Annotated in this window: 19 protein-coding genes; 3 read left to right on the forward strand and 16 right to left on the reverse strand. The window is 72.2% G+C overall.

Annotated features, from left to right (window positions below; translation table 11 throughout):
* Positions 1–91: 91 nt before the first annotated feature.
* Positions 92–1,738, reverse strand: coding sequence for an L-lactate permease (locus tag miv_RS01435; RefSeq protein ID WP_207181053.1), 1,647 nt, complete (start codon positions 1,736–1,738; stop codon positions 92–94).
* A 314-nt stretch (positions 1,739–2,052) separates the two neighbouring features.
* Here miv_RS01435 and miv_RS01440 point away from each other — a divergent pair, with 314 nt between their 5' ends.
* On the forward strand, positions 2,053–2,835 hold the full coding sequence (locus tag miv_RS01440) for an FCD domain-containing protein (protein ID WP_048429227.1): 783 nt from the start codon (positions 2,053–2,055) through the stop codon (positions 2,833–2,835).
* Positions 2,836–2,947: 112 nt separating this feature from the next.
* Here the strand turns inward: miv_RS01440 and miv_RS01445 are convergent, their stop codons facing one another.
* A complete protein-coding gene (locus miv_RS01445) occupies positions 2,948–5,371 on the reverse strand; it encodes a heavy metal translocating P-type ATPase (RefSeq protein WP_207181054.1) in 2,424 nt (807 codons plus the stop codon).
* Between the two features lie 185 nt (positions 5,372–5,556).
* Here miv_RS01445 and miv_RS01450 point away from each other — a divergent pair, with 185 nt between their 5' ends.
* A complete protein-coding gene (locus miv_RS01450) occupies positions 5,557–6,195 on the forward strand; it encodes a DUF1007 family protein (RefSeq protein ID WP_058619350.1) in 639 nt (212 codons plus the stop codon).
* Here the strand turns inward: miv_RS01450 and miv_RS01455 are convergent.
* The 11 genes from miv_RS01455 to miv_RS01505 form a co-directional block, all read right to left on the reverse strand.
* The gene (locus miv_RS01455; protein ID WP_244278496.1) at positions 6,162–7,589 is read right to left on the reverse strand and encodes an ATP-binding protein; all 1,428 of its coding nucleotides are present in this window, start codon (positions 7,587–7,589) and stop codon (positions 6,162–6,164) included. The genes miv_RS01450 and miv_RS01455 overlap by 34 nt on opposite strands.
* Positions 7,558–8,754, reverse strand: a complete 1,197-nt coding sequence (locus tag miv_RS01460) for a lysylphosphatidylglycerol synthase domain-containing protein (RefSeq protein ID WP_425312956.1) — start codon at positions 8,752–8,754, stop codon at positions 7,558–7,560. Before miv_RS01460 ends, miv_RS01455 begins: the two co-directional genes overlap by 32 nt.
* Before the next feature lie 184 nt (positions 8,755–8,938).
* Positions 8,939–9,583: a uracil-DNA glycosylase gene (locus miv_RS01465; RefSeq protein ID WP_207181056.1), complete on the reverse strand. Its 645-nt coding sequence runs from the start codon at positions 9,581–9,583 to the stop codon at positions 8,939–8,941.
* Positions 9,580–10,329, reverse strand: coding sequence for a PIG-L deacetylase family protein (locus tag miv_RS01470; RefSeq protein ID WP_207181058.1), 750 nt, complete (start codon positions 10,327–10,329; stop codon positions 9,580–9,582). Before miv_RS01470 ends, miv_RS01465 begins: the two co-directional genes overlap by 4 nt.
* Positions 10,330–10,605: 276 nt before the next feature.
* Positions 10,606–11,841 carry a glycosyltransferase family 4 protein gene (locus miv_RS01475; protein ID WP_207181060.1) on the reverse strand — a complete coding sequence of 412 codons (1,236 nt, stop codon included), beginning with the start codon at positions 11,839–11,841 and terminating at the stop codon, positions 10,606–10,608.
* Positions 11,838–12,662 (reverse strand): sugar phosphate isomerase/epimerase family protein, encoded by an 825-nt coding sequence (locus miv_RS01480; RefSeq protein WP_207181062.1) that lies wholly within the window; start codon positions 12,660–12,662, stop codon positions 11,838–11,840. Before miv_RS01480 ends, miv_RS01475 begins: the two co-directional genes overlap by 4 nt.
* Positions 12,659–14,215: a YcaO-like family protein gene (locus miv_RS01485; RefSeq protein WP_207181064.1), complete on the reverse strand. Its 1,557-nt coding sequence runs from the start codon at positions 14,213–14,215 to the stop codon at positions 12,659–12,661. The genes miv_RS01480 and miv_RS01485 overlap by 4 nt, the downstream gene beginning before the upstream one ends.
* Before the next feature lie 25 nt (positions 14,216–14,240).
* Positions 14,241–15,281 (reverse strand): Gfo/Idh/MocA family protein, encoded by a 1,041-nt coding sequence (locus tag miv_RS01490; protein ID WP_207183351.1) that lies wholly within the window; start codon positions 15,279–15,281, stop codon positions 14,241–14,243.
* A gap of 342 nt (positions 15,282–15,623) precedes the next feature.
* Positions 15,624–16,796, reverse strand: coding sequence for a class I SAM-dependent methyltransferase (locus tag miv_RS01495; RefSeq protein WP_207181065.1), 1,173 nt, complete (start codon positions 16,794–16,796; stop codon positions 15,624–15,626).
* Between the two features lie 103 nt (positions 16,797–16,899).
* A complete protein-coding gene (locus tag miv_RS01500) occupies positions 16,900–17,826 on the reverse strand; it encodes an HD domain-containing protein (protein WP_207181067.1) in 927 nt (308 codons plus the stop codon).
* 2 nt (positions 17,827–17,828) lie between these two features.
* The gene (locus miv_RS01505) at positions 17,829–19,019 is read right to left on the reverse strand and encodes an inositol-3-phosphate synthase (RefSeq protein ID WP_048461449.1); all 1,191 of its coding nucleotides are present in this window, start codon (positions 19,017–19,019) and stop codon (positions 17,829–17,831) included.
* Positions 19,020–19,356: 337 nt separating this feature from the next.
* Between miv_RS01505 and miv_RS01510 the strand changes: the two genes are divergently transcribed.
* Entirely contained in the window at positions 19,357–20,721 is a 1,365-nt protein-coding gene (locus miv_RS01510; protein WP_244748821.1) for a transglycosylase SLT domain-containing protein, read from the forward strand.
* 132 nt (positions 20,722–20,853) lie between these two features.
* Here the strand turns inward: miv_RS01510 and miv_RS01515 are convergent, their stop codons facing one another.
* The 3 genes from miv_RS01515 to miv_RS01525 form a co-directional block, all read right to left on the reverse strand.
* The gene (locus miv_RS01515; protein ID WP_207181069.1) at positions 20,854–21,786 is read right to left on the reverse strand and encodes a cation diffusion facilitator family transporter; all 933 of its coding nucleotides are present in this window, start codon (positions 21,784–21,786) and stop codon (positions 20,854–20,856) included.
* A gap of 4 nt (positions 21,787–21,790) precedes the next feature.
* On the reverse strand, positions 21,791–23,326 hold the full coding sequence (locus tag miv_RS01520) for a DHA2 family efflux MFS transporter permease subunit (RefSeq protein ID WP_207183353.1): 1,536 nt from the start codon (positions 23,324–23,326) through the stop codon (positions 21,791–21,793).
* Between the two features lie 121 nt (positions 23,327–23,447).
* Entirely contained in the window at positions 23,448–24,749 is a 1,302-nt protein-coding gene (locus tag miv_RS01525) for an HlyD family secretion protein (RefSeq protein WP_207181071.1), read from the reverse strand.
* Positions 24,750–24,753: the final 4 nt, after the last annotated feature.

Here is a 24,753-nt window from a genome sequence, read left to right on the forward strand (position 1 = left end):
GGGAGATCCCGCGGGCGCGGGACACCGCGCGGCCAGGCAGAGGGGAGGAGGATGGGGCCGGGGGCGGGAGCCCCCGGCCCGGCGAAGGGCTTCAGTGCACCGGCACGAGCGCGGTGAAGGGCGGCACGTAGGCCTGCAGCATCACCAGGATGCCGACGAGGCAGGCGAGCGCGACCGAGTGGAAGAACACGTAGCGCAGGATCTTGGCCTCGCCGCCGTACCACTGCGTGGCCGTGGAGGCGACGACGATCGACTGGGCGTCGATCATCTTGCCCATCACGCCGCCCGAGGAATTGGAGGCGGCCATCAGGGTCGGCGAGAGGCCGAGCTGCTCGGCGGTGATCTTCTGCAGGCCGCCGAACAGCACGTTCGAGGCGGTGTCGGAGCCGGTCAGGGCCACGCCGAGCCAGCCCAGCATCGCGCCGAAGAACGGGTAGATCCAGCCGGTCTGCGCGAAGGCGAGGCCGAGCGTCGCGTCGGTGCCCGAGTACTTGGTGACGTAGCCGAGCGCCAGCATCGCCGCGATGGTGAGGAGCGAGTAGCGGACCATGTAGGTGGTGCGGCCGTACTCGCGCAGCAGCCGCAGCGGGTTGAAGCCCAGGATCAGGCCGCCGACGATCGCCGCCAGCAGGATGCCGGTCCCGGTCGCCGAGAGCAGGTTGAGGGTGTAGATCGCGGCCTCGGTGTAGGGCTTGGCGACCACCGGCGGCATCTTGACCACCAGGTTGTGCAGGTACGGCACCGGCATCTTCCAGACCCAGAGCGAGTCGAGCCAGACGCGGAATTGCGGCGTGCCCCAGGCGAAGACGAAGACCGACAGGATCATCCAGGGCGTCCAGGCGCGCAGGACCGCGCCGGTGCCGTGGACCTTCGGCTCCGCGACCGGCGCCGCGGCGGCATCGTCCCCGGTCGAGGTCCAGATGGTCGCCGGGCGCCAGACCCGCAGGAAGCCCGCGAGCGCCGCCATCGAGCAGAGCGCGGCCACCACGTCCACCAGCCAGGGGCCGTGGAAGTTCGAGACCAGGTATTGCGGGACCGCGAAGGCGAGGCCGGCGACGAGGAGCGCGGGCCAGACCTCCCACATGCCCTTGCGGCCGGCGAACGCCCAGATCAGCCAGAACGGGACGAGCAGCGAGAAGAACGGCAGCTGGCGGCCGATCATCGCCGAGAGCTCGATGAGGTCGAGCCCGGTCACCGCCGCGAGCGCGATGACGGGGGCGCCCAGCGCCCCGTAGGCGACCGGCGCGGTGTTGGCGATGAGCGAGAGGCCGGCGGCGGCCAGCGGCGAGAAGCCCAGGCCCATCAGCATCGCGGCGGTGACGGCCACCGGCGTGCCGAAGCCCGCCGCGCCCTCGAAGAACGCGCCGAACGAGAAGGCGATGAACAGGAGCTGGAGCCGGCGGTCCGGGGTGATGCCGGCGATCGAGTCGCGCAGGACGTCGAACTGGCCGGTCTTCTCGGTGAGCCGGTAGAGGAAGATGACGTTGAGGATGATCCAGCCGATCGGCAGGAGCCCGAAGGCCGCGCCGTAGACCGCCGTGGCGCCGGCCATCTGGGCCGGCATGCCGAAGCCGATCACCGCGACCGCCAGGGCGACGGCGAGGCCGGCCAGCGCCGCGACATGCGCCTTCAGGTGCAGGAGGCCGATGCCTCCGAGCAGCACGATGATCGGCAGCGCGGCGAGCGCCGTCGACCAGACGCTGTTCGACAACGGGTCGTAGACTTGATTCCAGCTCACCTTACGGATCCTCCCCTCTTCGACTTCCGTCCTCTCGGACCGTCTCGCCCGCTTCGGGCGTATCCGGGTCCTTCGGACCTCTCTTGTGGATGCGGCGCCGTCGATCCGCGCAGCCGCCATCGCCGTCCCGCACGGGGGTGCGGGGGCGCGAGCGGGCGCGCCGGCCGGCAGGACCGCGCAACCTCGATGACCGACTTGAACCAGAGGCAAGGGAACGGTAAAATGATTTTACCATTCCGGTCAATTGGAAATCGCGATTTCCCGCATTATAGTGCCGGTCAGGGTGGTTTCGGTGTCGGTCGGTGGAGCGCGTGATGGAGCAGGACCCGATCAAGGGCGAGAGCGTGGCCGAGGGAACGGCCCGCCACCTCAAGGACCTGATCCTCGAAGGCTCGCTCAGTCCCGGCGACCTGCTGCTGCCGGAGCGCGACCTGGCTTTGCGCCTGAACGTCTCACGCCCCACCCTGAGGCAGGGCATGAAGATCCTGGAGGAGGAGGGCCTGCTGGTCGCCTCGGGGGGCGGGCGGGCCGTGGCGCCCCTCGGCCGCGAGATCACCGACCCGCTGATCGCGCTCATCGCCTCCCACGACGAGGTGGTGGACGACTACCTCGAGTTCCGGGCGACGACGGAGCGGATGGCGGCACGGCTCGCCGCCGCCCGGGCCAACGCCGTCGACCGCGACCGGCTCACCGCCTGCATGGCGCGGATCGACCGCGCCCACGAGGAGGGGGTGCAGCGCGAGGAGGCCGAGGCCGACGTGGACCTCCACATCGCGGTCTACGAGGCGAGCCACAACCTCGTGGTGCTGCACACGATGCGGGCCCTGTCGGGGATGCTGCGCCAGGGCGTGATCGAGAACCGCGAGAAGCTGTTTGCCCGTCCGGAGACCCGCGACCGCCTGCGGGCCCAGCACCGGGCGATCTACGAGAGCGTGATGGCGGGCGACGTCGAGGCGGCCGGCGAGGCCGCCGAGGCGCATATCCACTACACCCATCAGGCGCTCACCGAGATCAAGGCGGCGGAGGCCCGCCTCCAGGTCTCGCTGCGCCGGCTCAACGGCGGCAGCGTCGCGGTGCGGCGCAAGGCGGATCGCTAAGCAGACTTGCGTTGGCAGGCCAACGCTTCGCCCGCTCAGGTTCTTGTCGTGTCGCAGATTCTTGCCGCCGAACCGGTGTCCAGTTCGGCGAAATCCGCTTAGGGGCCGAGCCTCACGCCCGCCGCAGCCGGAGCGCGTTGCCGAGGACGAAGACGCTCGACAGCGCCATGGCCCCCGCCGCCAGGACCGGCGACAGCGACGGTCCGCCGACGAGCCGCAGCCCCCCCGCCGCCACCGGGATCAGCGCGACGTTGTAGGCGAAGGCCCAGAAGAGGTTCTGGCGGATGTTGCGCATCACGGCGCGCGAGAGCCGCAGGGCCTCGGCGACGGTCGCCGGGTCGCCGGCCATCAGCACCACGTCGGCGCTCTCCACCGCCACGTCGGTGCCGGTGCCGATGGCGAGCCCCACCTCCGCCTCGGCCAGCGCCGGCGCATCGTTGATGCCGTCGCCCACGAAGGCGACCGGGCCGGCCTGTCCCCGCAGGTTCCGGACGGCGTCGCGCTTGCCGGCGGGCAGCACCTCGGCCAGCACCGTGCCGATGCCGAGGCCTTTCGCGACGCCCTCGGCGGTGCGGCGGTCGTCGCCGGTGACGAGGGCGACCGCGAGGCCCTGCGCCTCGAGCGCGCGGATGGCCGACGCCGCCCCGGCCTTCACGGGATCGGACACCGCCAGCACGGCCGCCGGCACCCCGTCGAGGGCGAGGTAGACCGGGGAGCGCCCTTGCGCGGCGAGGCGCGCGGCCTCCGGCGCGAGGCCCGACAGGTCGAGGCCGGCGAGGTGGCGCGGAGCACCGATCGCGACCACCCGCCCGCCGGCCCGGCCGGCGACGCCGCGGCCCGGCACCGCCGCGACGTCGGCGACCGGCGGCAGGGCGAGCCCCTTGTCCGCCGCGGCCGCCACGATCGCGCGGGCGATCGGATGCTCGGAGCGGGCCTCGACGGCGGCGGCGAGCGCCAGCACCGCATCGGCCTCGAAGCCGGGGGCCGGGATCAGGTCGGTGAGGAAGGGCCGGCCCTCGGTCAGGGTGCCGGTCTTGTCGAAGGCGACGACCCGCACCCCTTCGAGCGCCTGCAGGGCCGCGCCGCTGCGAAACAGCACGCCGCGTTCCGCCGCGCGGCCGGTGCCGACCATGATCGAGGTCGGGGTGGCGAGCCCCATGGCGCACGGGCAGGCGATGATCAGCACCGCGACGGCGTGGACCAGTGCCTCGCCGAGGGCGGGCGCCGGTGCCAGGGCGAGCCAGGCCAGGAAGGTGAGGCCGGCAAGGCCCAGCACTGCCGGAACGAACCGGGCGGTGACCCGGTCGGCGAGGGCCTGGATCGGGAGCTTCGCGCCCTGCGCCGCCTCGACCATGCGGACGATCTGGGCGAGCGCGGTCTCGGCGCCGACCCGCTCGACCGCGATCTCGATGGCGCCGGTGCCGTTGACGGTGCCGCCGGTCACGGCGTCGCCCGGCCCCTTCTTTGCCGGGACCGGCTCGCCGGTGAGCATGCTCTCGTCGATGCGGGACGTGCCCTCGACCACCCGTCCGTCCGCCGGCAGGCGCTCGCCCGGTCGCACGCGGACGCGGTCGCCGACCCGGAGGTCGGCCGCCGGTACCTCGGTCTCGGCGCCGTCGCGCAGGCGCAGCGCGGTCTTCGGGGCCAGCCCGACGAGGCGCGCCACCGCCGCGCCGGTGCGGCCCCGCGCCCGCGCCTCGAGGTGGCGCCCGAGCAGGATCAGGGTGACGATGAGGACCGAGGCCTCGAAGTAGAGATGGGCCGCGCCCGCCGGCAGCAGGCCGGGTGCCAGGGTGGCGACGAGGGAAAACAGGTAGGCGGCCCCGGCCCCCAGTGCCACCAGGGCGTTCATGTCCGGGTGGCCGCGCACGAGCCCCGGCAGGCCGCGGGCGAAGAACAGCCGCCCGGGCCCGAACAGGACCAGGGTGGCGAGCACCGCCTGGATTCCGGCGCTCCACCGCTCCGGCAGGAGGCCGTGACCGGCGTGGGCGCCGACGAGATGTCCTCCCATGTCGAGCACCACGACCGGGAGCGAGAGCAGGACCGCGAGGATCAGGCCCAGGGCCGGGGGGCCGGCGTCGCGGGGGGCCGCCGGGATCGCGGACTGCGCCGTCACCGGGCGCGGGGCGTAGCCCGCCTCCCTGATCGCGGCGTCGAGCGCGTCGCGGGGCACGAGGCCGTCGGGGTGGTGCACGCTCACGCGGCCGGTGGCGAGGTTGGCGCTCGCCTCCCGGACGCCGGGCACGGCCTTTAGCACCCGTTCGATCCGGCCGGTGCAGGAGGCGCAGGTCATCCCCTCGACGGCGAACTCGCTCGTCGCCTCGGGCACCGCGAAGCCGGCCTCCTCCACGGCGGCGGCGAGCGCCGTCGGGTCGTTGTCGGCGGTAAGATCGAGGGTGGCGCGGCCGGTGGCGAGGTTCACCGCCACCGCCGCGACCCCCGGCACCCGCCTGAGCACCCGCTCGACCCGCCCGGTGCAGGAGGCGCAGGTCATCCCCTCGACGGGCAGGGTGAGGCGGCGGGCGGGTGCGGTCATGATGGCGGTCTCCCGCGCCGGATGTGGGGCGGGCGGGGGCGATGCGGTACGGCCCGGACCGCCATCGGCCGTTGCGCCACGAACATGGTTTCGCCGCGCTCGGGCGCCAGAGCGCACGACCGCCCCGGGAAACCGACCGGACACGATCGAGCGGTCATGACGACAGGGCGAAGCGGGAGCGGACGATGATCGGGCGGGTGCTGGCGGCAGGGGCGATGCTGTGCGGCGGGGCGGGGGCGGCGCTGGCGCATCCCCACGTCTGGGTGCAGGCGCGGGCCGAGCTGGTGCTCGACGGCAAGCGCAACCTCGTGGCGATCCGCGAATCCTGGACCTTCGATCCGGAATACTCCGCCTTCGCCGTGCTGAACCTCGATTCGAAGCGCGACGGCGTGCCGGACCCGGCCAAGCTCGACGCCATGGCGGTCGAGCGCCTGGAGGCGATGGCCGAGACGGCGTATTTCACGCAAGCCAAGCTCAACGGGCGCCCCGTGACCTTCAAGGGCGGCCCCTCGCCGAAGGCGAGCTACGCGCAGGGGCGCCTGACGATCGACTTCACCCTGGTGCCGCAAGGGTCGGCCGGCCCGGTGCGCAACCTGGTGGTGAGCTTCGACGATCCCGACTTCTACGTCGCCTTCGGGCTGCCGCCGGGGGATCCGGTCAAGCTGTCCGGCAGCCCGGATTGCGTGCTGAAGCTCAACCGTCCGGCGCGCCAGGCGCAGGAGGGCGAGCAGCTGATTCCCGACGAGCAGGCGACCGGCACGCCGGGCGCGGCGGCCGCGACCGCCGCCGACTATACCGGGCGCCTGCTCGTCGCCTGTCCCTGATCGGCCGCGAGGGCGCCCTCGCCCTTCGGCGGGGCGCCGTGCGCCGGGATCAGGGCGCGGAAGGTCGCCCCCGCCCCCGGGGCACTCTCGATCACCAGCCGGCCGCGGTGACGGTTGAGGATGTGCTTGACGATGGCGAGGCCCAGGCCCGTGCCGCCCTGCTGGCGGCTCGAGGCGGCATCGACCCGGTAGAACCGCTCGGTCAGGCGCGGCAGGTGCTCGGGGGCGATGCCCGGGCCCTCGTCGCGCACCGCGACCTCGATCTCCGGTGCCCGGCCCTCCTCGGCGTCGCGCAAGCCCAGGCGGATCTCGACCCGGCCGCCGTCGCCGCCGTATTTCACGGCGTTCTCGACCAGGTTCTCGATCACCCGCAGGATCTCGTCGCGGTCGCCCAGCACCCGCAGCGGGCCCGGTGCGGCATCGAGCGTGAGGGTGACGCCGCGCTCGCGGGCGATCAGCCCGAGCGCGTCGGCGATCTGGCGGGCGAGCGGCCCGACATCGACGGCTTGCGTCGGCGGAACGTGGGCGCGCAGTTCGATGCGGGAGAGCGACAGGAGGTCGTCGATCAGCCGGGTCATGCGCAGGGCCTGGACCCGCATGATGCCGAGGAAGCGCTCGCGCGCCTTGGCGTCGTCCCGGGCCGGCCCCTGCAGGGTCTCGATGAAGCCGAGCAGCGAGGCGAGCGGCGTGCGCAGCTCGTGGCTGGCATTGGCGACGAAATCGACCCGCATCGTCTCGAGGCGCTGGGCCGAGGTGAGGTCGCGCAGGAAGAGCACGACGTTCGGGCCGGCCCGCCCGGCCTCCCCGCCCTGCATGGCGCCGATCTGCACCTCGAAGGTGCGCTCGGTCGGGACCCGCGGGGAATAGAGCGTCTTCAGGGGCTCGCCGGTGCGCAAGACCGTCTCGATGCCGTCGAGCACGTCGGGGTCGCGCAGCGCGAAGGAGAGCGGGTGGCGCGGCCGCAGGGAGGGCAGGAGCGCGCGGGCGGCGGCGTTCGACTCGATCACCAGGGCGCGGCGGTCGATCAGGATGACGGGATCGGGAATGTTGGCGAGCAGCGCCTCGGCGAGGCCGTGGCGGCCCCGGCCCGGCGCGGCGTCGGAGCGCGGCACCGGCTCGCCCCGGCCCGGCGCCGCCGCGAGGCCGCCGGCCAGGAGGGCGAGGAGGGCCGCGATCCCGGTGCCGAGGTCGATCCCGTGCTGCCAGGTGTGGATGGCGGTGAAGACCAGGACGGCGCAGAGCGCCCCCCGCCAGGCCGACCGGCGGGCGGCGGAGAGGGAGCCGGAGGCGACGGGCAGGAACGGCGCGGCCGCGGCTGCCGGCTCGCCCGGCGGCGCGTCGTCCCGCGACGGGTCGTCGGCGTCAGGGCGTCGGGTCGCTCTCGGCGGCATCATCGTCGGGCGCCTCCCGCGGGGTGAGGCGCGCCCGCTTGGCGATCTCATAGGCGCCGAGCGCGGCGAGCGCCACCACGAACGGGATCAGGTAGTAGCAGACCCGGAACAGCAGCAGGGCGCCGAGCACCGATTCCCGCGGCAGGCCGGAGAGCGCCAGCAGCACGGTCGCCTCGAACACCCCGAGCCCGCCCGGCGCGTGGCTGGCGATGCCGAGCATCGCGGCGAGCACGTAGATCGCCACGAAGGTCTCGAAGCTCAGGCCGTGGCCGGCCGGCAGCAGCACGTAGAGCACGCCGGCCGCCGCGCAGACATCCCCGGCGCCGACGAGCATCTGGCTCAAGGACAGCTTCAGGCCCGGCAGTTCCAGGCGCCAGCCCCGCACCTTGACGCTGCGGCGCTTGAGCGAGACCCACACCAGATAGGCCAGCACCGCGGCGAGCACCGCGGCCCCGAGCCCCTGGTTGAACAGGGCGCTGGTATAGGTGAGGTGCGAGAGCGGCTCGGCCTCGCGGATGAGGCTGATGCCGAGCACCGCCCCCATGCCGAGCCAGAAGGTGAAGCCGGCGACGATGGTGAGCGCCGCGATCCGCCCGGGGCTCAGGCCCTGCCCCGAATAGATCCAGTAGCGCACCGTGCCGGCGGTGAGCAGCGGGAAGCCGAGGTTGAAGCTCACCGCGTAGCTGGTGAAGGAGGCGAGCGCGGTGGTGCGGTAGGGCACCTTCAGCTTGAGCTGGCGGAGCGCCAGGGCGTCGTAGCAGGTGAGGAAGAGGTAGCTCACCACGACGAGCGCGATGGCGAGCCCGATCTGGTTCGGCGTCGCCGCCAGGAAGGCGGTGCGCAGCTCGGCCCAGGTGACGGTGGAGACGAGCTTGCCCAGCACCCCGAGGGAGATGAGGAACAGCACGACGCTCGCCAGCGTGCCGAGCCAGGCGTAGCGCCGCCGGCGGCGGGCGTGATGCGCCTCGGCGCCCTGATGCAGCTCGGCGTCTCGATGCATCGGGGCGTCACGATGCATCGGGGCGTCTTGGCGGGCCTGCGCAGCTCCGGGGTCGCTGCCCGGATCCTGCCCGGCCGGGTCCTCGTCGCGCGGCGGACCGCCGCTCGCGCCCGCGTCGCGCAGGGGCTGGGCCCGCGCGAGGTTCTTGTCCTGGCTGGCGAAGTTCATCGCGTCGGCGTCCGACCCCGCTCGTCACCGGCGCGGGCCCGCGGCCGATCGCGGCCAGGCTCGCGCACACAGGTGCCCGGCGGCACTCCGACAGAGCCCCGCTCGCTTGAGCCCGCCATGTAGGCCGTCTGCCGGCGAATGACCAGACGGACCATGCGGCAAGGCAGATGACGGGTCGGGTGAATCACCCGGGGAGCCCGAGATGGCGGGCGGCCTCGGCCAGCCCGGCGACGATCCGGGCCGGTACCGCCGGGCTGGTGCAGACATAGGTCGGGCTCGGATGCGGCACCGCCACCACCGGCAGGCCGGGGCGCGCCGCGGCGAGATCCGGCGCCAGTCCTTGCGCGACCCGGCCGGACAGGACGACGACCGCGAGGGTCGGCATCAGATCCAGCAGCGGCGGCAGGTAGGCCCGGGCCGCCCGGATCTCGGCCGTGCGGGGCGCCCGGTTGCGGGCGCCGGGGGCGTGGATCACCCACGGCACGGCGTTCCAGATCAGGGTGTCGGCGCGCGGGATGCCGGCCTGGCCGAGGAACCGGAACAGGTTGGCGGCGGTGCCGGTCGGGTTGTCGCGGGACACGAAGGCGGTGCGGCCGGTGGCCGGGCCCGGTGTTTCGAGGAGCAGCAGCAGGCGGGCGGCCACGCCGCCGTCGAGGGGATCGGCCTCCGGCACCGGCTTTTCTTGCTCGGCCCGGATCCGCTCGGCGAGGCGGCGCAGGGGCGCGAGGTGGGGGCTGGCCTCGGCGAGGGCGTGGCGCGAAGCGACGGCACCGGGATCGGCCAGGCTCTTGGGGCCGGACGTGTCGGGAGCGGCCGGCCCGCCGCTCACGCGAGGTGGAGCCCGTCCGGCAGGGTGCCGGCGAGGCGGAAATGCTCGCGGGCGGCCTCGGCGTTCAGGCGCTCGGCGAGGCCGGCGGGACCGCCGAACTGGAAGCCGATCTGGCTCGCATAGGCCGCGCAGGCCGCGTGCTTGGCCGCCTCGTCCTCCGGCGACAGGCGCACGGTGACGGGCGCGAGCGCCGCGAAGGTCTCGCGGAACGGCTCCTTCGGGTCGGGGTGGCGCACGGTATAGGGAAAGTCGCGCCACCACAGCACCGGGCAGGACGGAGCGAGCGCGCGCAGCGCCCGGACCAGCTGGACGTGATCGACATGGCCGCCGACCCCCTGCGGGGCGAGCAGCAGGTCGGGCGCGGCCTCCGCCATCAGGCGGGCGAGCACCGGGCCGAGGTCGTCGGCGAGGGGATCGTCGGGCCGGGTCCCGGCAAAGAGCTCCGGCGCCGAGGCGTAGCCGCGATGCGGCGCCTCCCGCAGGGCGACGTGAACCGGCGGCGGGAGGCCGAGGGCCGCCGCCGCCGCCCGGTCCTCGTCGCGGCGCAGAGCCATGTAGTCGACCTCCGGCCCGAGCCCCTTGTCGAGCTGGCAGGCGAGGGCGAACCCGCCCGGGTCGGGGACGGTCGCGGTGAGCAGCGTCACCATCACCACCGTCCAGCCCCCGTTCGCGAGCTGCGCCAGGGTGCCGCCGCAGGAGAAGGCGGCATCGTCGAGATGGGGCGAGAGGGCGAGGGCTGTGGGCATGGAACTCGACCGACAAACGTAGCGCGGGCCTTCTCCTCTCCCCGCGGGCGGGGAGAGGGCCGAGCCCTCGTTCAGAGGGCTCGGCAAGCCCGAAGGGCGGGGGTGAGGGGGCGTTTCCGGATGGGACTCCTCCGGCACCTCCCCCTCACCCTCGCTCCGGCTTTGCCTCCGCTCGCTGTGCTCCCTGGACGGGAGCACAGCTCTCTCCCCGCCCGCGGGGAGAGGAGAGATGCGTGCAAACCTCGGGTGAGCCTTCCGGCCGCGCTGGAAGGCGCCTCACAACAGATGCGGCTCGGCCCGGAAGCGGCAGCTCGGATCGTGCGGCAACGCGGGATCGAAGGCCGGATCAGGCCGGGCGTTCTTCACCGACGCGTAGACGTCCATGATCTGCCGCCCGACCGCCTGCCACGAATAGACCCGGCGGCACTCCTCCAGGGCCGCCGCCGCGAGGCGGGCGCGCAATGGGCGGTCGGTGATGATCCGGTGGAGCGCCTCGGCCAAGGCCGGCACGTCACCGGGCTGGACCATGAGCCCGTTCTCCTCGTCGCGCAGGCAGTCCGAGACGCCGACCGAGTGGGTCGAGACCACCGCCTGCCCCGCCGCCATCGCCTCCAGGATGGTGTTGGAGAACCCCTCCGCGTAGGTCGGCGAGACGAAGACGTCGCCCATCGCGTAGAGGCCCGGCACCGCGTCGTACTCGGCGTAGCCGGTGAAGCGCACCTCCGCCTCCGAGAAGCCCAGATCGGCGGCGAGCGCCTGGGCCGGCTCCACGTCGGGACCGATGCCCGAGATGATGGCGGAAAACGGCGTGCCGCGCCGGCGCAGCAGGCTGAGCGCGTCGATGAAGTCGAGCACGCCTTTCCGGCGATCGACCCGGCCGTGGTAGAACAGCCGCACCGGATCGGCGGCGTCGCCGGGCTGCCAGCCTGGCGGCGGGCGGAAGCGCGCGGTGTCGACGGCGCCCGGCACGATGGTGAAGCGCGCGGGATCGCTGCCGAGCCGGTCGCAGACTTCCGCCACGAAGGAGCGCCCGCCGATCAGCAGCGCATTGGCATGGGCCAGCACCCGCACCATGGCCAGCCGATGGGTCTCGCAGCACGAGCCGACCCAGTGCCCGTCGCCGCCCTGGATCGAGACGACGTTCGGCACACCCAGTTTCTGCGAGGCGATCAGCGTGGCGAAGCCCGTCGGGTAGCCGTACTGCGCATGCAGCACGTCGAACGGCTTCTTCGCGTGTTCCGCCGCGATCGTGTCGACCATCGTGGCGATGTCGCGCTCGAAATCGCCGCTCTCCTGCTCGCCCCGCTGTTCGAGACCGACCACGCGGACGCCCGGCACCGCCGGCGGCGGGCCGCCGCCATAGACCTTGGTGCCGAAGGCATCGCCCCGGTACTGGCTCACCATCGTGACGTCGTGGCCGGCGCCGACGAGCTCGCGCAGGAGATTCTGCGCGTAGACGCTCATGCCGGAAATCGCCGGGAAGTAGCGCCGGCTGACGAAACACACCCTCATCGGCGGCACTCCCGGAGATAGCGCAGCGAATCCGGGATCATCCGGTCGGCCCGGTGGCTCTCGCGCGAGAGCTCGACGCAGACGAGCTTGTCGAAGCGGATCGCCTCCAGCGCGTCGAGCACGCCCGGGACATCCATGTCGCCCTCGCCGAAGGGCAGGTGGATGTGGGTGCCGCGCGCCATGTCCTCGATCGCGACGGTGCCGAGGCGATCGGCGAATTCGTGCACGGCCGCCGCCGGCTCGCGCTCCTGCGTCACCAGGCAGTGGCCGGTATCCAGCGCCAGGCTCAGGCCCGGGATATCGAGGGAGGCATAGTCGTCCAGGGTCTCGACCAGCATGCCGGGCTCGGGCTCCAAAGCCGCGACGACCCGGCGCTCGGCCGCGTAGGCGACGACCTGGTCGAGGCCGTCCCGCAGCCAGCCCCGCGCCTCCGCCGGATCGATTCCGGGCTTCGGCACCCCGGCCCAGAACGACACCGCCTCGGAGCCGAGGATCGCCGCGATGTCGATGGCGCGGTGCAGGAAGGCGACCCGGCGGGCGCGGCCGGCCGCGTCCGCCGTCACCAGGGTCGGCTCGTGCTTGGCCCGCGGGTCGAGGAGGAAGCGGGCCCCGGTCTCGATCACAGAGCCGAGGTTCAGGCCGTAGAGCCGGCCGCGCACCCGCTCGGCGTCCTGCGCCCAGCTCTCGGCGAAGGGATCGAGGTGGTGGATGTCGAGGGTGAGCGCCACGCCGTCGTAGCCGGCATCGGCGATGAGGCTCAGCGCATCGTCGAGGCGGTGATTGGCCGCCCCGTTGGTGTTGTAGGCGAAGCGCAAGCTCATGCCGCCCTCCCCCGCCGCTCCAGGCGGAACGGCGCGTGGTGCGATTCCGGCTCGCGGTAGAGCGGATAGAGCGGGCCGACGATCCGTTCGGCCAAGGCGACGTCGAAGAGCGGCTGGCCGCCGAAGCGCTCCAGCGCCTCGGGCGTCAGGCGCACCGGCCGCAGGGTCTCGCTCTCCTGCCCGAAGCGGATCAGCGGGTGATCGCGCTCGATGAGCTTACGCGTGTTGCGCTCGCCGATGCGGTAGTAGCTCATGGTCTCGACTTCGAGCCCCGGCACGATCGCCTTGACGATGCCCACCCCGCCGCCCGGCGGCGAGGCGTCGACGTAGAGCACGTCGAACCCTTCCGCCTCCAGCCGCTCGCGGGCGATGCGGGCGCGGTCCTGGCCGGTGGGGGCGGCTTGCGTCGGCAAATCGGTGAAACGCTTGGTGGCGCGCTCGGAATAGACGCTGTCGGCGAGGTAGTCCCGCAGGGTCTCGGCCGGCTTGTCGATCCAGTCGAGCATCGCGGCGAGCGCCCTGCCCTCCTCGAGATCGAGGCTCGGGAGCGCCTTCTCGATGAAGGCGTCGACGTAGCCCGGCGGCGTGATCGAGCGGGCGAGCGCCAGCGGCCCGTGCCCGAAGGTCTTGCGCACCCGGGCGGCCTGGAATTCCAGGATCGCCTTGCGGAGCGCCCGCTCGCGGTCGGGATCGCAGGCCTCGCCGCAGGCCGACAGCGCGATCGGCGCCGGCGTGCGCGAGGCGTCGAGGTCGTAGCCGACGCAATAGACGTTGGTGAAGCCGAACTGGTCGGTGGCGAATTTCGGCATCGCGCGGATGCCGAGGGATTCCAGCCGGTCGAGCATCGCTCGCGTTTCCGGCCCCAGCCCCTCGGAGGTGTCGAGCATCACGCCCTGGTCGAGGGCGCGGAACAGGAGGCCGTTGCCGTCGCGCTGGAGCAGTTCGAGGAGGCCGTGCCCGAGGGCGAAGGCGACGTCGGGCCCGGCGCCGAGCCCGTTGGTGATGAGGTTGGTGAAGGGCTGGTAACCCGGCGAGAGCTCGAAATAGTCGGTCGCCGCGAGGTCGAGCGGCATCAGCACCGTCTCGCCGGTGCGGGCCCGCACCGTGCCGGTCCATTCGAGGACGGTGTCGCGGTTCACGGGACTGCCCGCCGGCAGGCCGAGGGTCAGGGGATCGGCGACGGAGGTCGCGCCAAAGACCCGCACGAGGTCGTGGTAGCTGGCGCGCTCCTTCTTGCGCGGGATCAGCGCCAGGCTCGGCATCAGGTTCTCGGCGATCTCGGCGACCGAGCCGATGATCGCCTCGTCGTCGGTGGCGCCGTAGCCGATGCCGCTCGGCATCGCGCCGACGAAGTAGGGATCGTCGAGAAAGAGCGAGACGAACCAGCACGGCACCCCGGTGCGGTCGAGGGGGGCCAGCGGAAAGCCGACGATCTTTCCCGGCGGCAGCACGTCGAGATAGGCCTTCACGGCGTCCGGCAGGCGCTCGGGCAGGCCCTCGACGACGCGCGGCTGGCGGTAGGCGTAGGGGCGGGGTGCGGCGGGTTTGTCCACGAGCGATCAGACTCCTCGGGGGCCGTCAGGCGGCCGGCGCGGCGGGGGATGGGGCGGGACGGTGCGACGGGGAGGCGGCGTAGGCACGGGCCAGCAATCGCATGGTGTGGAGGTCGCGCGGCGCCGACCAGGCGTCGCGGCCCGCCGGATCGCGCAAGGAGCGGCCGAAGGCCCGGACCTGCTCCAGGAACGGCGAGGCCTCGGTGTCGAAGGGCAGCGGCGTGCTCTCGCCGGTGGCGCCGTCGATGAAGGTGACGCTGCCGCCGGCCTCCTGGCCCATGGTGTTCCGGGCGACCAGCACGCCCTTGGTGCCGGCGATCTCCAGGCGGCGGCGCGGCAGCGCGTCGGGGCAGTTGTAGGCGACGTGGAGACTCGCGAGCACGCCGGAGCCGGTGCGGCCGATGAGCAGCGCGCCGTCGTCGACGGCGTAGTCCTGGGCGCGGGCCTGGGTGAGCGCCGTGATGTCGAGGATCGGCTCGTCGAGGAGGAAGTCGGTCAGGTCGAGGCCGTGGGGGGCGAGGTCCATCAGCGCGCCGCCGCCGGCCTGAGCCTGGTCGATGCGCCAGTTGGCCTGCCCGGGAATCGCCGTCCAGCCCCGGTCGAGCCAACAGGCATAGACGATCCGGATGGCGGTGACGGTGCCGACCCGGCCAGCGCGGATCGCGTCGCGCAGGAGCCGGTGGGCCGGGTGGTGGCGCTGGTCGAAGGCGGTGCCGTAGAGGATGCCGGTCCGGGCCACCGCCGCCGCCATCGCCTCGGCGTCGTCGAGCGCGGCCGCCATCGGCTTCTCGCACAGGATCGCCTTGCCGGCGGCGGCCAGCGCCTCGACGGCGCCGCGATGGAGGTGGTTGGGAGTCGCGACGTAGACCGCCTCGACCTCCGGCTCGGCGAGGAGCCCGGCGAGGTCGGCGTGAGCCCGCGCGCCGAGACCGGCCGCGGCGTCCCGCGCCTCGGCGCCCGGATCGCAGACCGCGACGAGGCGGTGGCCGGCCTCGCGGATCGCCGGCGCCATGAAGTCCCGGGCGACCCAGCCGAACCCGACAATGCCCCAGCCGATGGAGGTCATGCGGTCACTCATCTCGGCCTCACCACACGCACGCGTCGACGAATGGCGCGGGAAATCTCCTCTCCCCGTGGGCGGGGAGAGGGCTGCGTTCCCGTCCAGGGAATGCAGCAAGCGGAGGCGCAGCCGGAGCGAGGGTGAGGGGGTAGTGCCGGAAGAGGCTCATCCGGAAACACCCCCTCACCCTCGCGGCGAACCTATGGTTCGCTGCTCCCTTCACCCCCGACGAGGGGGGTGAAGGCCTCTCCCCGCCCGCGGGGAGAGGAGAAATCCCGTGCCCCTTACCGTCCCCGGACAGTCTTGCTGTCAGCGAAGAGGAGAAAGCGCGCCCGGCCGCATTCGCCATCACCAGCGCTCCGGCAGATCGACGAACTCGCGGATGCGGGCGCGATCGAGGGTGTCGGGGGTCATCTCCAGGGTCTCGGGGCCCGCGGAGTGCGGCGGATAGGTGGCGCGGGCGGCGTATTCGTCGCGGTAGCGCTCGGACGGCCAGGTGATCGCGTAGTCCCCGGCGGGGTCCGGCGCGTAGAGCGGGTTGAGGCGGAGATGCGCGCCCTCCCGCGGCAGGGTCAGGCCATCGACCAGCGGACGCGGCGCCGGGCGCATGCCGGGGCCGCAGACCACCGAGAAGGCCTCGGCGTGGTCGAGGGCGGCGGGCGCGGCGGGGACCGGGGCGCGGGCCGCGACGAGGGCCCGGGTCAGCTCGTCGTCGTCGTAGACGAGCCCGTCGGGACACAGCTCCTCGATCTCGGCCGCCGAGACCGCGTGCCCGGCCGAGAAGCCGGGCCGGGCGCTGTTGTGGACGTGGCTCAAGGCGAGCCACCCCTCCTCGCCGGCGGTCTTGCGCAGGGCGTCGAGGATGCGGGGCTTCTCAGGGAGAAAGTAGAAGGCGTCGTGGCACATCACGAGGTCGACCGGCGCCTGGTCGATCGGCCAGAACGGCGAGGCGGCGTCGAAGCAGACGAGCTGCGGCCGCTGCCCGGCGACCCAGTGGCGGGCGACCCAGAGCTTGGAAAACACCACGTCCGCGCCCGACACCCGGACGCCCCGCCCCTGCAGCTCGCGCAGGTAATGGCCGATGCCGCAGGCCAGTTCGAAGGCGCAGAGCGGATTGTTCCAGTGCGCCTCCAGCAGGGCGAGGCCGGCGAGATAGGTCGGGTCGGTCCAGCGGTTGACGAAGTAGTCGCCGACCCGGCCCCAGCCGAGGCGGGCGCAGGCTTCCCGCAACGAGACGTATTTCATCTCGCGCACGAGGTCGCGCAGGGCGGCGGGGTCCGCCTTCGGGCCGGTCCACCAATCATCCTGGTCGGCGAGCAGCAATTCGAGGGCGTGGCCCGGCGCACCCTTGTCGAGGTGGCCCAGCACCTCGCCGACGAGGCCGTTGCGGCCGATCCGCAGGTAGGGAATGCCGTCGACCACCGGCCAGCGCGGGCCGCGCTTGCCCTCGCGCAGGGAATGGGGCGTGTCGTGATGCAGCGCCTCGCCGGTCATCGGCGAGAGGAGCCCGAACGGGATCACGGATGCGTTTCCTCGCGGCGCCCGCCCTGCGGCGGGCTCTGACGGGAGATAGGGCGCGAATGCCGGATGGGGCGCGGGCGCCCGGGAGCGTCCGCCATCCGCCTCACGGCAGCCGCATGTCGGCGAGCACCCGGTCGTGGAACCCCTTGACCGGGCCGTCATGCACGAGCGCCATCTCGCCCAGCACCGTGTCCATGGTGAGCGAGGCCGCCCGCAGGTGCTGGGCGATCTGGAGCACCCGGTCGATCACGTCGGCGGCGTGGAAGGCCCGGCCCTCCGCCGTGCGATCGTCCACCAGGATCTTTCGCGATGAGGCGACGACGTCGCGCAGCTTTCCATCCAGCTCCGACAGGGCCCGCTCGCTCAAGGTGGCGATGACCGCATCGAGATGGTCGCCGAGCAGGATCTCGCCGGTGAAGCCCGCATCCGGCATCAGGGCGTTGTGCAGGTGATGGGCGAGGGCGGCCACGAAGACCGTCGTCGGGTCGGCGCCGTAGAACGGGCTCAGCGCGACGCCGTAGACCGCCACCACCAGGCAATGCTCGGCGTGGTTCTCCGGCGGTTCGAGCAGGATGCGCGGCTTGCCCGGGCAGGTGACGCCGGCCCGCGGCTGGTCGGCCTGGAGCAGGGCGAAATGCGGCAGGGGACCGGGCGTCCAGTCCCGCGGCGCGGAGAGGCACGCCCGCAGCCGCGCGGCGAGCCCTGGATCGAGGGGACCCGCCACCTCGTCGAAGCCCCGCACCAGCACCTCCGAGGCCTGCGCCTGCGAGAGGCCGGCGGCCGCGAGGAAGGCCGCGTCGAGGTCGCCGAGGCGGGAGGCGGCCAGCGCCTTGGCGGTGACGTCGAGGGCGAGCGCCGCCGGATCGGCCCCGCCGGTCAGCGCCGCCCAGGCCTGGAGGAAGAGCCGCTCGGCGATCGAGCCGTCGCGCCCGGCGGACCGGACGCGCTTGATGTCGTTGAGCTCGACGAGGAGCTCGCGCAGCGGAAGCGGGGCCTGAGCCCCGCCCGCCAAATCGTGGCTGGCAGCCATCCCTAGTGGACGCCGAGCCAGTCGAGCAGCATGCGCTCCTGCACGCCGAAGGCGTGCTCGGGGCCGTGGCCGTTCTTGACCATCGGCGCCTTGAAGAACGTCGACAGCTGCTCCTGCACGCCGCCGTCGCCGCGCTTCTTGGCGAGATCCAGCACGCGGGCGATCTCGATCACCAGGGGCGCGGCCAGGATCGAATCCTTGCAGAGGAAGTTGACCTTGATCTGCATCCGCTGGCCGAGGAAGCCGGTGACGTCGATGTTGTCCCAGGCTTCCTTGTCGTCGCCACGCGGGCGGTAATAGTGGATGTGGACCAGGTGATCCTCGACCGGATAACCCAGGATCGAGTCCAGCACCGTGCCCTTGGTGTTGAGCTTGGACTGGAGCGAGTCCTTGTCGTTCAGCGCCAGGCCGTCGCGGTTGCCGAGGATGTTGGTCGAGAACCAGCCGTCGACGTGGAGCGCGCGCGCCTTCAGCGCCGGCGCCAGCACCGTCTTCATCATGGTCTGGCCGGTCTTGCCGTCCTTGCCGGCGACCGGGACGTTGAGCTGCTTCGCCAGATCGATCAGCGCCGGCACGTCGGCGGCGACCGACGGGGTGAAGTTGGCATAGGGGATGCCGTTCTTGATCGCCGCGTAGGCGTAGAGCATCGCCGGGCTGATCGCCTCGTCGCTCGAATCGAGGCCGCGCTCGAAGGCGGCGGCCGAGTTCAGCGTCGGGTCGTCGAGGTCGGGCCAGCGCTCGGTCGAGGCGAGGTTGACCACCACCACGTCGTCGACGCCCGATTCCTCGCGGAAGCGCTTGAGGTCGCCGGCGATGCAATCGACCGCCTCGCGGTGGTCCTTGGCGACGATGCGGTTGCCGCCGTCGATGTTCTTGCAGAACTTGGCGCTGCCGACCGCCGGCCACGGCTTCATGCCGTTGAGCACCTGGGCGCCGTTCTCGATGTCCTGCTTGGTGAGCACGCCGTGCCCGGCCGCCGCGGCGCCGAGGTCGTCGCCGTTGAGGTCCCAGCCGCCGAAGACCAGATCCTTGTACCCGACCATCCCGGCCACGGCGTGTCCCGCAAGGGGCAATCCATCGAGACGGTTCGAGCCGGACTTGATCATTTCGATACCGGCGATGGCGGTGGTGGCGACGGCCCCCCCCATCCCGACGAAAGCGACGCCGACGCGCCGACCGGGCTGAATGCTCATCGGTAGGGATTGTCCTCTCTCAGACCCGCGGACCCCGGGCGGGGCGGTGGGGCAATCGTTCGCCCGCTCCGCGTGGCGACTGGAAATGCCCCGGGGAGTATTTGGTTCCGTGGTCGCACACGATTTTCTCGCGTCCCCGAGGTCGCAACCCTCTCGCTCGCAAGTCGCACTGTCAGTCCCTGGACGGACCGACCGGGGGGCCGCGTCGCAAAATGGCCCCAGAGCCTGCCCCGGCCTCGTCCCATTCTGGACACACCGGCCGGCCAGAGGTGCCCCCGAGCGAAGCACGGCGCGGCTCCGTCAGGACCGGTTCCGCGCCACGGACAAAAGGTTGGAGATGGGGGTTCACCCGGAGCCGGCGCCCTGCGCCGACGACGCTGGCCGACTCGTGCCCGAGGCGGGCGCGGACACCATCCGCTGGCTCACCGCCCGCGACGGCTGCCATTCGAGACCGCAGGGCCGCCGGCGCCACGCGCGCACCACCGCCCTGGTCACCTCGCTGAGCCGCAAGGCCGTGGCCGCGCTCGCGGTCGGGGTCGCCTTCGCGGCCTGCCTGCCGCAGGACGCTCTCGCCCCGGCGGCGGAAGCCCACGACCGGATCGACTTCTCCGCCGCCCGTCCCCCCGCCCCGTCGGGCGGCGCGATGCCGAACTGGCGCGGCCCGACCCTCGTCGAGGAGACCCCGAGCACCGCGGCCCTGATTCGCGACGACCTCGAGCGCCTGCGCCAGGAGTTGCGGGAGCAGGTGCAGGGGGGTGGGACGCCGGGCGGGGCGGCCCCCGACGACGCCGCGCCCGGCACCGGGACGGCGTCGCTCCAGGACATGCCCGCCCACGAGAAGTCCATCCAAGAGGCCTCCCTAAAGGCGGTCCCCTTGTCGGATGCATCGCTGCCCCAGGCCGCCACCCTGGCTGACACACCCTCCCCGCTCGACGACATCTCTCTCCCCGAAGTGACGGCCATGCCCGAGGAGACCGAGGACGGCCGGGTGATCTTCGGCGACAAGAAGGTGCCGCGGGCGCTGGTCGAGACCATCGTGCGGGCGGCGCGCGAGACCGAGGTCGATCCGGTCTACCTGATGGCGCTCGCCGACAAGGAATCGACCTTCCAGCCGAGCGTGCGCGCGGCGACCTCGACGGCCGAGGGGCTTTTCCAGTTCCTGACCGGCACCTGGCTCGAACTGGTGCGGACGTTCGGCGCCAAGCACGGCTACGCGGCCGAGGCGGAGCTGATCGAGAAGCGCGGCGGGACGCTGGTGGTGCTGAAGGACGCCGACCGGCGCCGGGTGCTGGCCCTGCGGCGCGACCCCTACGTGGCGAGCCTGATGGCCGGCGAGATGATGAAGCGCGATCGCAGCCGCGTCGAGCAGCGCCTCGGCCGCGACCTGACGACGACGGAATGCTACTTCGCCCATTTCCTGGGCGCGGCGAGTGCCGGCAAGTTCATGGAGCTGACGGCGGAGAAGCCGCACCAGCCAGCGCAGGCCTCGTTCAAGGCCGCCGCGCGGGCGAACCGCTCTCTCTTTTTTCGCCGCGAGGGCCGGAAGACGCGCAGTCTGACGGTCGCCGAGGTCTATGATCGCCTCGACGGTATGATCGACCAGCGCCTCGACCTGTACCAGCCGGTCTCGGCGATCGCGGAGCAAATCGACGCCCGCCGTCCGACCGAGGCCCCGCCGGCGGCGTTGAGCCAACTCCCGTAGGTCCGACCCTCCCCGAGGCCTCTGTGTGAGCGAAGCGGCCAGGGGGACGACGCGAAGGAAGGACGGCCCGCGCGCCGGGACGTTGCGATAACGAGGGATGCGGGCGCCGGTTCCGGCCTCCTTCAGGATTTTTTAACCGGTGCCGTGACCGGCCCCGCGCTCCCGCACCGGCAGCTGGAAATACAGGTGCGCGACGCCCGGCAGGCCGTGGCGGATCGCGGCGCGCAGGTCGGCGGTGGTGCGGCGCAGGCCGTCGCCGGTGAGGTCCGGTGCGAGATCGAGGCTGACCGCGAGCAGCACCGTGCCGGGACCGAGCTGGAGGCTGCGCATCCGCTCGATCCGCACCACCCGGGGATCGGCCGCGAGAATGGCCCGCGCCTGCTCGATCACCCGCAGCGAGGCGCTCTCGCCGGTGAGCAGGCTGCGGGTCTCGCGAAACAGCACGCCCGCCGTGGCGATCAGCAGCAGCCCGATCGCCACCGAGGCGACCCCGTCGCCCTGCGGCCAGCCGAAAAAGCCGCTCGCGACCACGCCGAGAAGCGCCAGGCCGAGGCCGATCAGCGCCGCACCGTCCTCCAGGATGATCGCGAAGGTGCTCGGGTCCTTGCTGCGGGTGACCGCCGTCCAGAGCGATTCGCGGACGAAGCGGGCCCGTATCTCCCGCCGGGCGGTGCGGAACGACAGGCCCTCGAAGACGCCGGAGAGCACGATCACCCCGACATTGACCCACGGTGACGTCATCGTCTCGGGATGGCGCAGCTTCTCCACGCCCTCGTAGACCGCGTAGGCGCCGCCGAGCGTGAAGATCAGCAGCGCGACGACGAAGGACCAGAAATACAGCTCCAACCCGTGCCCGAAATTGTGGCTGTCGTCGGCGGGCCGGGCGGCGCGGCGCATCCCGTAGAGCAGGAGGCCCTGGTTGCCGGTATCGACGAAGGAATGCACGGCCTCCGTGAACATCGCCCCCGAGCCGGTATAGGACGCCGCCGCGAGCTTGGTGACCGCGATGGCGAGGTTGCCGGCCAGCGCCGCGTAGACGACGAGCTTCGATCCGCTTGGTGCCACGTCGTCAGTGTCCGCCCACCGGGGCGTCGCCGCCGCGCTTCACGTTCTTGAGGATCATCGCCAGCGGCACCGCGCAGGCCGACACGATGGCGAGCGCCCAGAACACGTCGATATAGGCGAGGAAGGCGGACTGGGTCTGGACCTGCCGGCCGATCCAGGCGATCGCCTGGTTCTGGGCGTCCACCGTGCTGGCGCCGCGGGTCGAGAAGAACTGCGTCGCCGCCCGCAGGGTCTCCTGGTAGGCGGGCTCCGAGGGCACGACGTGCTCGACGAGGCGGCTGGTGTGGAATTGCTGGCGGTAGGCCAGGATGTTCTGGGCGAGCGACACGCCCATCGAGCCGCCGACGTTGCGGGCGACGTTGATCAGGGCCGAGGCCTGGTCGGTCTGGTCCTTGGAGATGCCCTCGTAGGAGGCGGCGGTGATCGACAGGAAGATCATCGGCAGGCCGAGACCGATATAGACACGCGACCACACGAAGAATCCGAAATTGAGGTCGCCGTAGAGGTTCGTCAGCTCGTACATCGCGAAGGCGATGATGGTGGCGCCGGTCGCGATGAGGTATTTCGGCTGGACGTAGCCCGAGACGCGCCCGATCACGAACATCATCACGCAGGTGACGAGACCGCCGGGCGAGAGCGCCAGGCCGGCCCAGGTGGCGGTGTAGCCGAAATAATCCTGCAGGAGCTGGGGCAGGAACTGCGTCGTGGCGATCAGGATGGCGCCGGTGGCGAGCATCACGAGGAAGCAGGAGCCGAACTGGCGCCGGCCGAGCAGCCGCAGGTCGACGACCGGGTTCTTGTGCTTCAGTTCCCACGGGATCATCGCGACGAACGACACGACGGCCAGGCAGGCGAAGACCACGATCAGGGTCGAGCCGAACCAGTCCTTGCGCTGGCCCTCGTCGAGGACGACCTCGAGGGAGCCGAGGAAGGTCGCCACCAGGATGAAGCCGACGACGTCGAAGCGCACGCCCTCGCGGCGCAGGCGCTTGCGCTCCTCGACCGCCGATTTCGGATCCTGGACCAGCCACCAGATCAGGAAGAGGGCGACGACGCCGACGGGGGCGTTGATGAGGAAGCACCAGTGCCAGGAATACTGGTCGGAGAGCCAGCCGCCGAGGGTCGGGCCGACCACCGGCGCCACCACGATGGCGACGCCGTAGAGGGCGAAGGCCTGGCCCCGCTTCTCCGGCGGGAAGGAATCCGCCAGGATCGACTGCGCCAGCGGCGCCATGCCGCCGCCGCCGAGCCCCTGCAGGATCCGGAAGAACAGCAGCGATTCGAGGCTCCAGGCGAAGCCGCACAGGATCGACGACACCGTGAACAGCGCGATCGCCGCCAGGAAGAAGGCCTTTCGCCCGTAGCGCTTGGCGAGGAAGCTCGAGGCCGTGAGCACGATCGCGTTGGCGACGAGGTAGCTCGTCACCACCCAGGCCGCCTCGTCGGGGCCGACCGCCAGCCCGCCGGCGATGTAGCGCAGCGCGACGTTGGCGATGGTGGTGTCGAGCACCTCCATGAAGGTGGCGAGCGCCACCACCATGGCGATGATCCAGGGATTGTGGTCGCCGGCAGCGCTGTCGGCGGGGTTCTGACCGCTCACGGCGAGACCTTCCTCACGGCAAGACTCTTCTCACGGCAAGACTCTTCTCAAGGCCCGCCCCTCAGCGGACCCGCACCGTCGGCACGACCGACATGCCGGGGCCGATCGAGACGTCCTGCGGCCAGGTGTCGACCGTGATCTTCACCGGCACGCGCTGCACCACCTTGACGTAGTTGCCGGTCGCGTTCTCGGCCGGCAGCAGGCTGAAGGCGGTGCCCGAGCCGGGCTGCACCGAGGTGACCTTGCCGGTGATCTTGTGGTCCGGGTAGGCGTCGATCTCGACGTCGACCGGCTGGCCCGGGCGCATGTCGGTGATCTGGGTCTCCTTGAAGTTCGCCGTGACCCAGATGTCGTCGGGCACGAACATGCTGAGCGCCTGGCCGGCCTGGGCGAACTGCCCGACGGCGCCCGTAAGGCGCACCACCCGGCCGGCCTGAGCCGTCGTCACGGTCGTGTATTCGAGGTTGAGCCGGGCCTGCGCCTCCTGGGCGCGGGCCTGGGCGAGGCTCGCCTCGGCGCCGGCCTTCTGGGCCTGGAGCGAGCCGATCTGGCGCTGGGCCACCGTCACGGCAGCGTTGGCGCGATCGACATTGGCCTGCTGCTGCTGCAGGTTCGAGGTCGATTGCTGCGATTGCTGCACCGAGCCGGCGCCGCGCTGGGCGAGGTCCTGGTAGCGGGCGGCGTCCTGCTTGGCGAATTGCAGGGCGGCCTTGGCCTGCTCGACCTGGGCCTTCGCCTCCTGGATCGATCCCTGCTGCGCCTGGATCTGGGCGTCGAAGCCCTGGATCTGGGCCTGGGCCGACTGGACCTGCGCCCGCGCCTGCTGGAGCGCCACCTCGTAGTCGCGCTTGTCGATCTGGAACAGCACGGCGCCGGCCTCGACGTGCTGGTTGTCGGTCACCGGGACGGCGGTGACGTAGCCGGCGACCTTGGGCGAGACCGCGAACTGGCGCGCATCGACGAAGGCGTCGTCGGTACTCTCGTAGGGGTGGATGTAGGTCAGCCAGTACCAGTAGCCGCCGGCCGCGGCGAGGAGCAGGACGATCGCCCCGAGGACGAACCAGAGCGGGTGGCGCCGGACGAGGCCCGGCTTCTTGCCGGATTCCTCGCCCTCGCCCTCGTCGTCCTGTCCGTCCGATGGCTCGCCGTTGCGGCTCTCGGCCTCCCGGTCCTGCGCCTCGTCCTGCGGCGTGTGCTCGCGCAGGGCACGGGTATTCTCCTGCAGGGCGCGGGTGTTCTCGTCGCGCGCCGGGTCCGCTCCGCGCGACCGATCTTCTCCGCGCGCCGGATCCGCTCGCGTCGCGACGGGCGCCGGCGCGTCCCGCCCGACCGGGCCCTCGGCCCGCGACTGATCGTCCAGCATGTCG

It is taken from the genome of Methylobacterium indicum, from assembly GCF_017347565.1.
Classification (GTDB): domain Bacteria; phylum Pseudomonadota; class Alphaproteobacteria; order Rhizobiales; family Beijerinckiaceae; genus Methylobacterium; species Methylobacterium indicum.

Bases quoted from the DNA above. Each gene is read 5' to 3' on its own strand.
- miv_RS01505 (WP_048461449.1), bottom strand. From the start codon at position 19,019: ATGAGCATTCAGCCCGGTCGGCGCGTCGGCGTCGCTTTCGTCGGGATG.
- miv_RS01460 (WP_425312956.1), bottom strand. From the start codon at position 8,754: ATGAACTTCGCCAGCCAGGACAAGAACCTCGCGCGGGCCCAGCCCCTG.
- miv_RS01490 (WP_207183351.1), bottom strand. From the start codon at position 15,281: ATGACCTCCATCGGCTGGGGCATTGTCGGGTTCGGCTGGGTCGCCCGG.
- miv_RS01455 (WP_244278496.1), bottom strand. From the start codon at position 7,589: ATGATGCCGCCGAGAGCGACCCGACGCCCTGACGCCGACGACCCGTCG.
- miv_RS01510 (WP_244748821.1), top strand. From the start codon at position 19,357: ATGGGGGTTCACCCGGAGCCGGCGCCCTGCGCCGACGACGCTGGCCGA.
- miv_RS01500 (WP_207181067.1), bottom strand. From the start codon at position 17,826: ATGGCTGCCAGCCACGATTTGGCGGGCGGGGCTCAGGCCCCGCTTCCG.
- miv_RS01520 (WP_207183353.1), bottom strand. From the start codon at position 23,326: ATGGTGGTGGCGCTCGCCACCTTCATGGAGGTGCTCGACACCACCATC.
- miv_RS01470 (WP_207181058.1), bottom strand. From the start codon at position 10,329: ATGCCCACAGCCCTCGCCCTCTCGCCCCATCTCGACGATGCCGCCTTC.
- miv_RS01440 (WP_048429227.1), top strand. From the start codon at position 2,053: ATGGAGCAGGACCCGATCAAGGGCGAGAGCGTGGCCGAGGGAACGGCC.
- miv_RS01475 (WP_207181060.1), bottom strand. From the start codon at position 11,841: ATGAGGGTGTGTTTCGTCAGCCGGCGCTACTTCCCGGCGATTTCCGGC.
- miv_RS01480 (WP_207181062.1), bottom strand. From the start codon at position 12,662: ATGAGCTTGCGCTTCGCCTACAACACCAACGGGGCGGCCAATCACCGC.
- miv_RS01450 (WP_058619350.1), top strand. From the start codon at position 5,557: ATGATCGGGCGGGTGCTGGCGGCAGGGGCGATGCTGTGCGGCGGGGCG.
- miv_RS01445 (WP_207181054.1), bottom strand. From the start codon at position 5,371: ATGACCGCACCCGCCCGCCGCCTCACCCTGCCCGTCGAGGGGATGACC.
- miv_RS01525 (WP_207181071.1), bottom strand. From the start codon at position 24,749: ATGCTGGACGATCAGTCGCGGGCCGAGGGCCCGGTCGGGCGGGACGCG.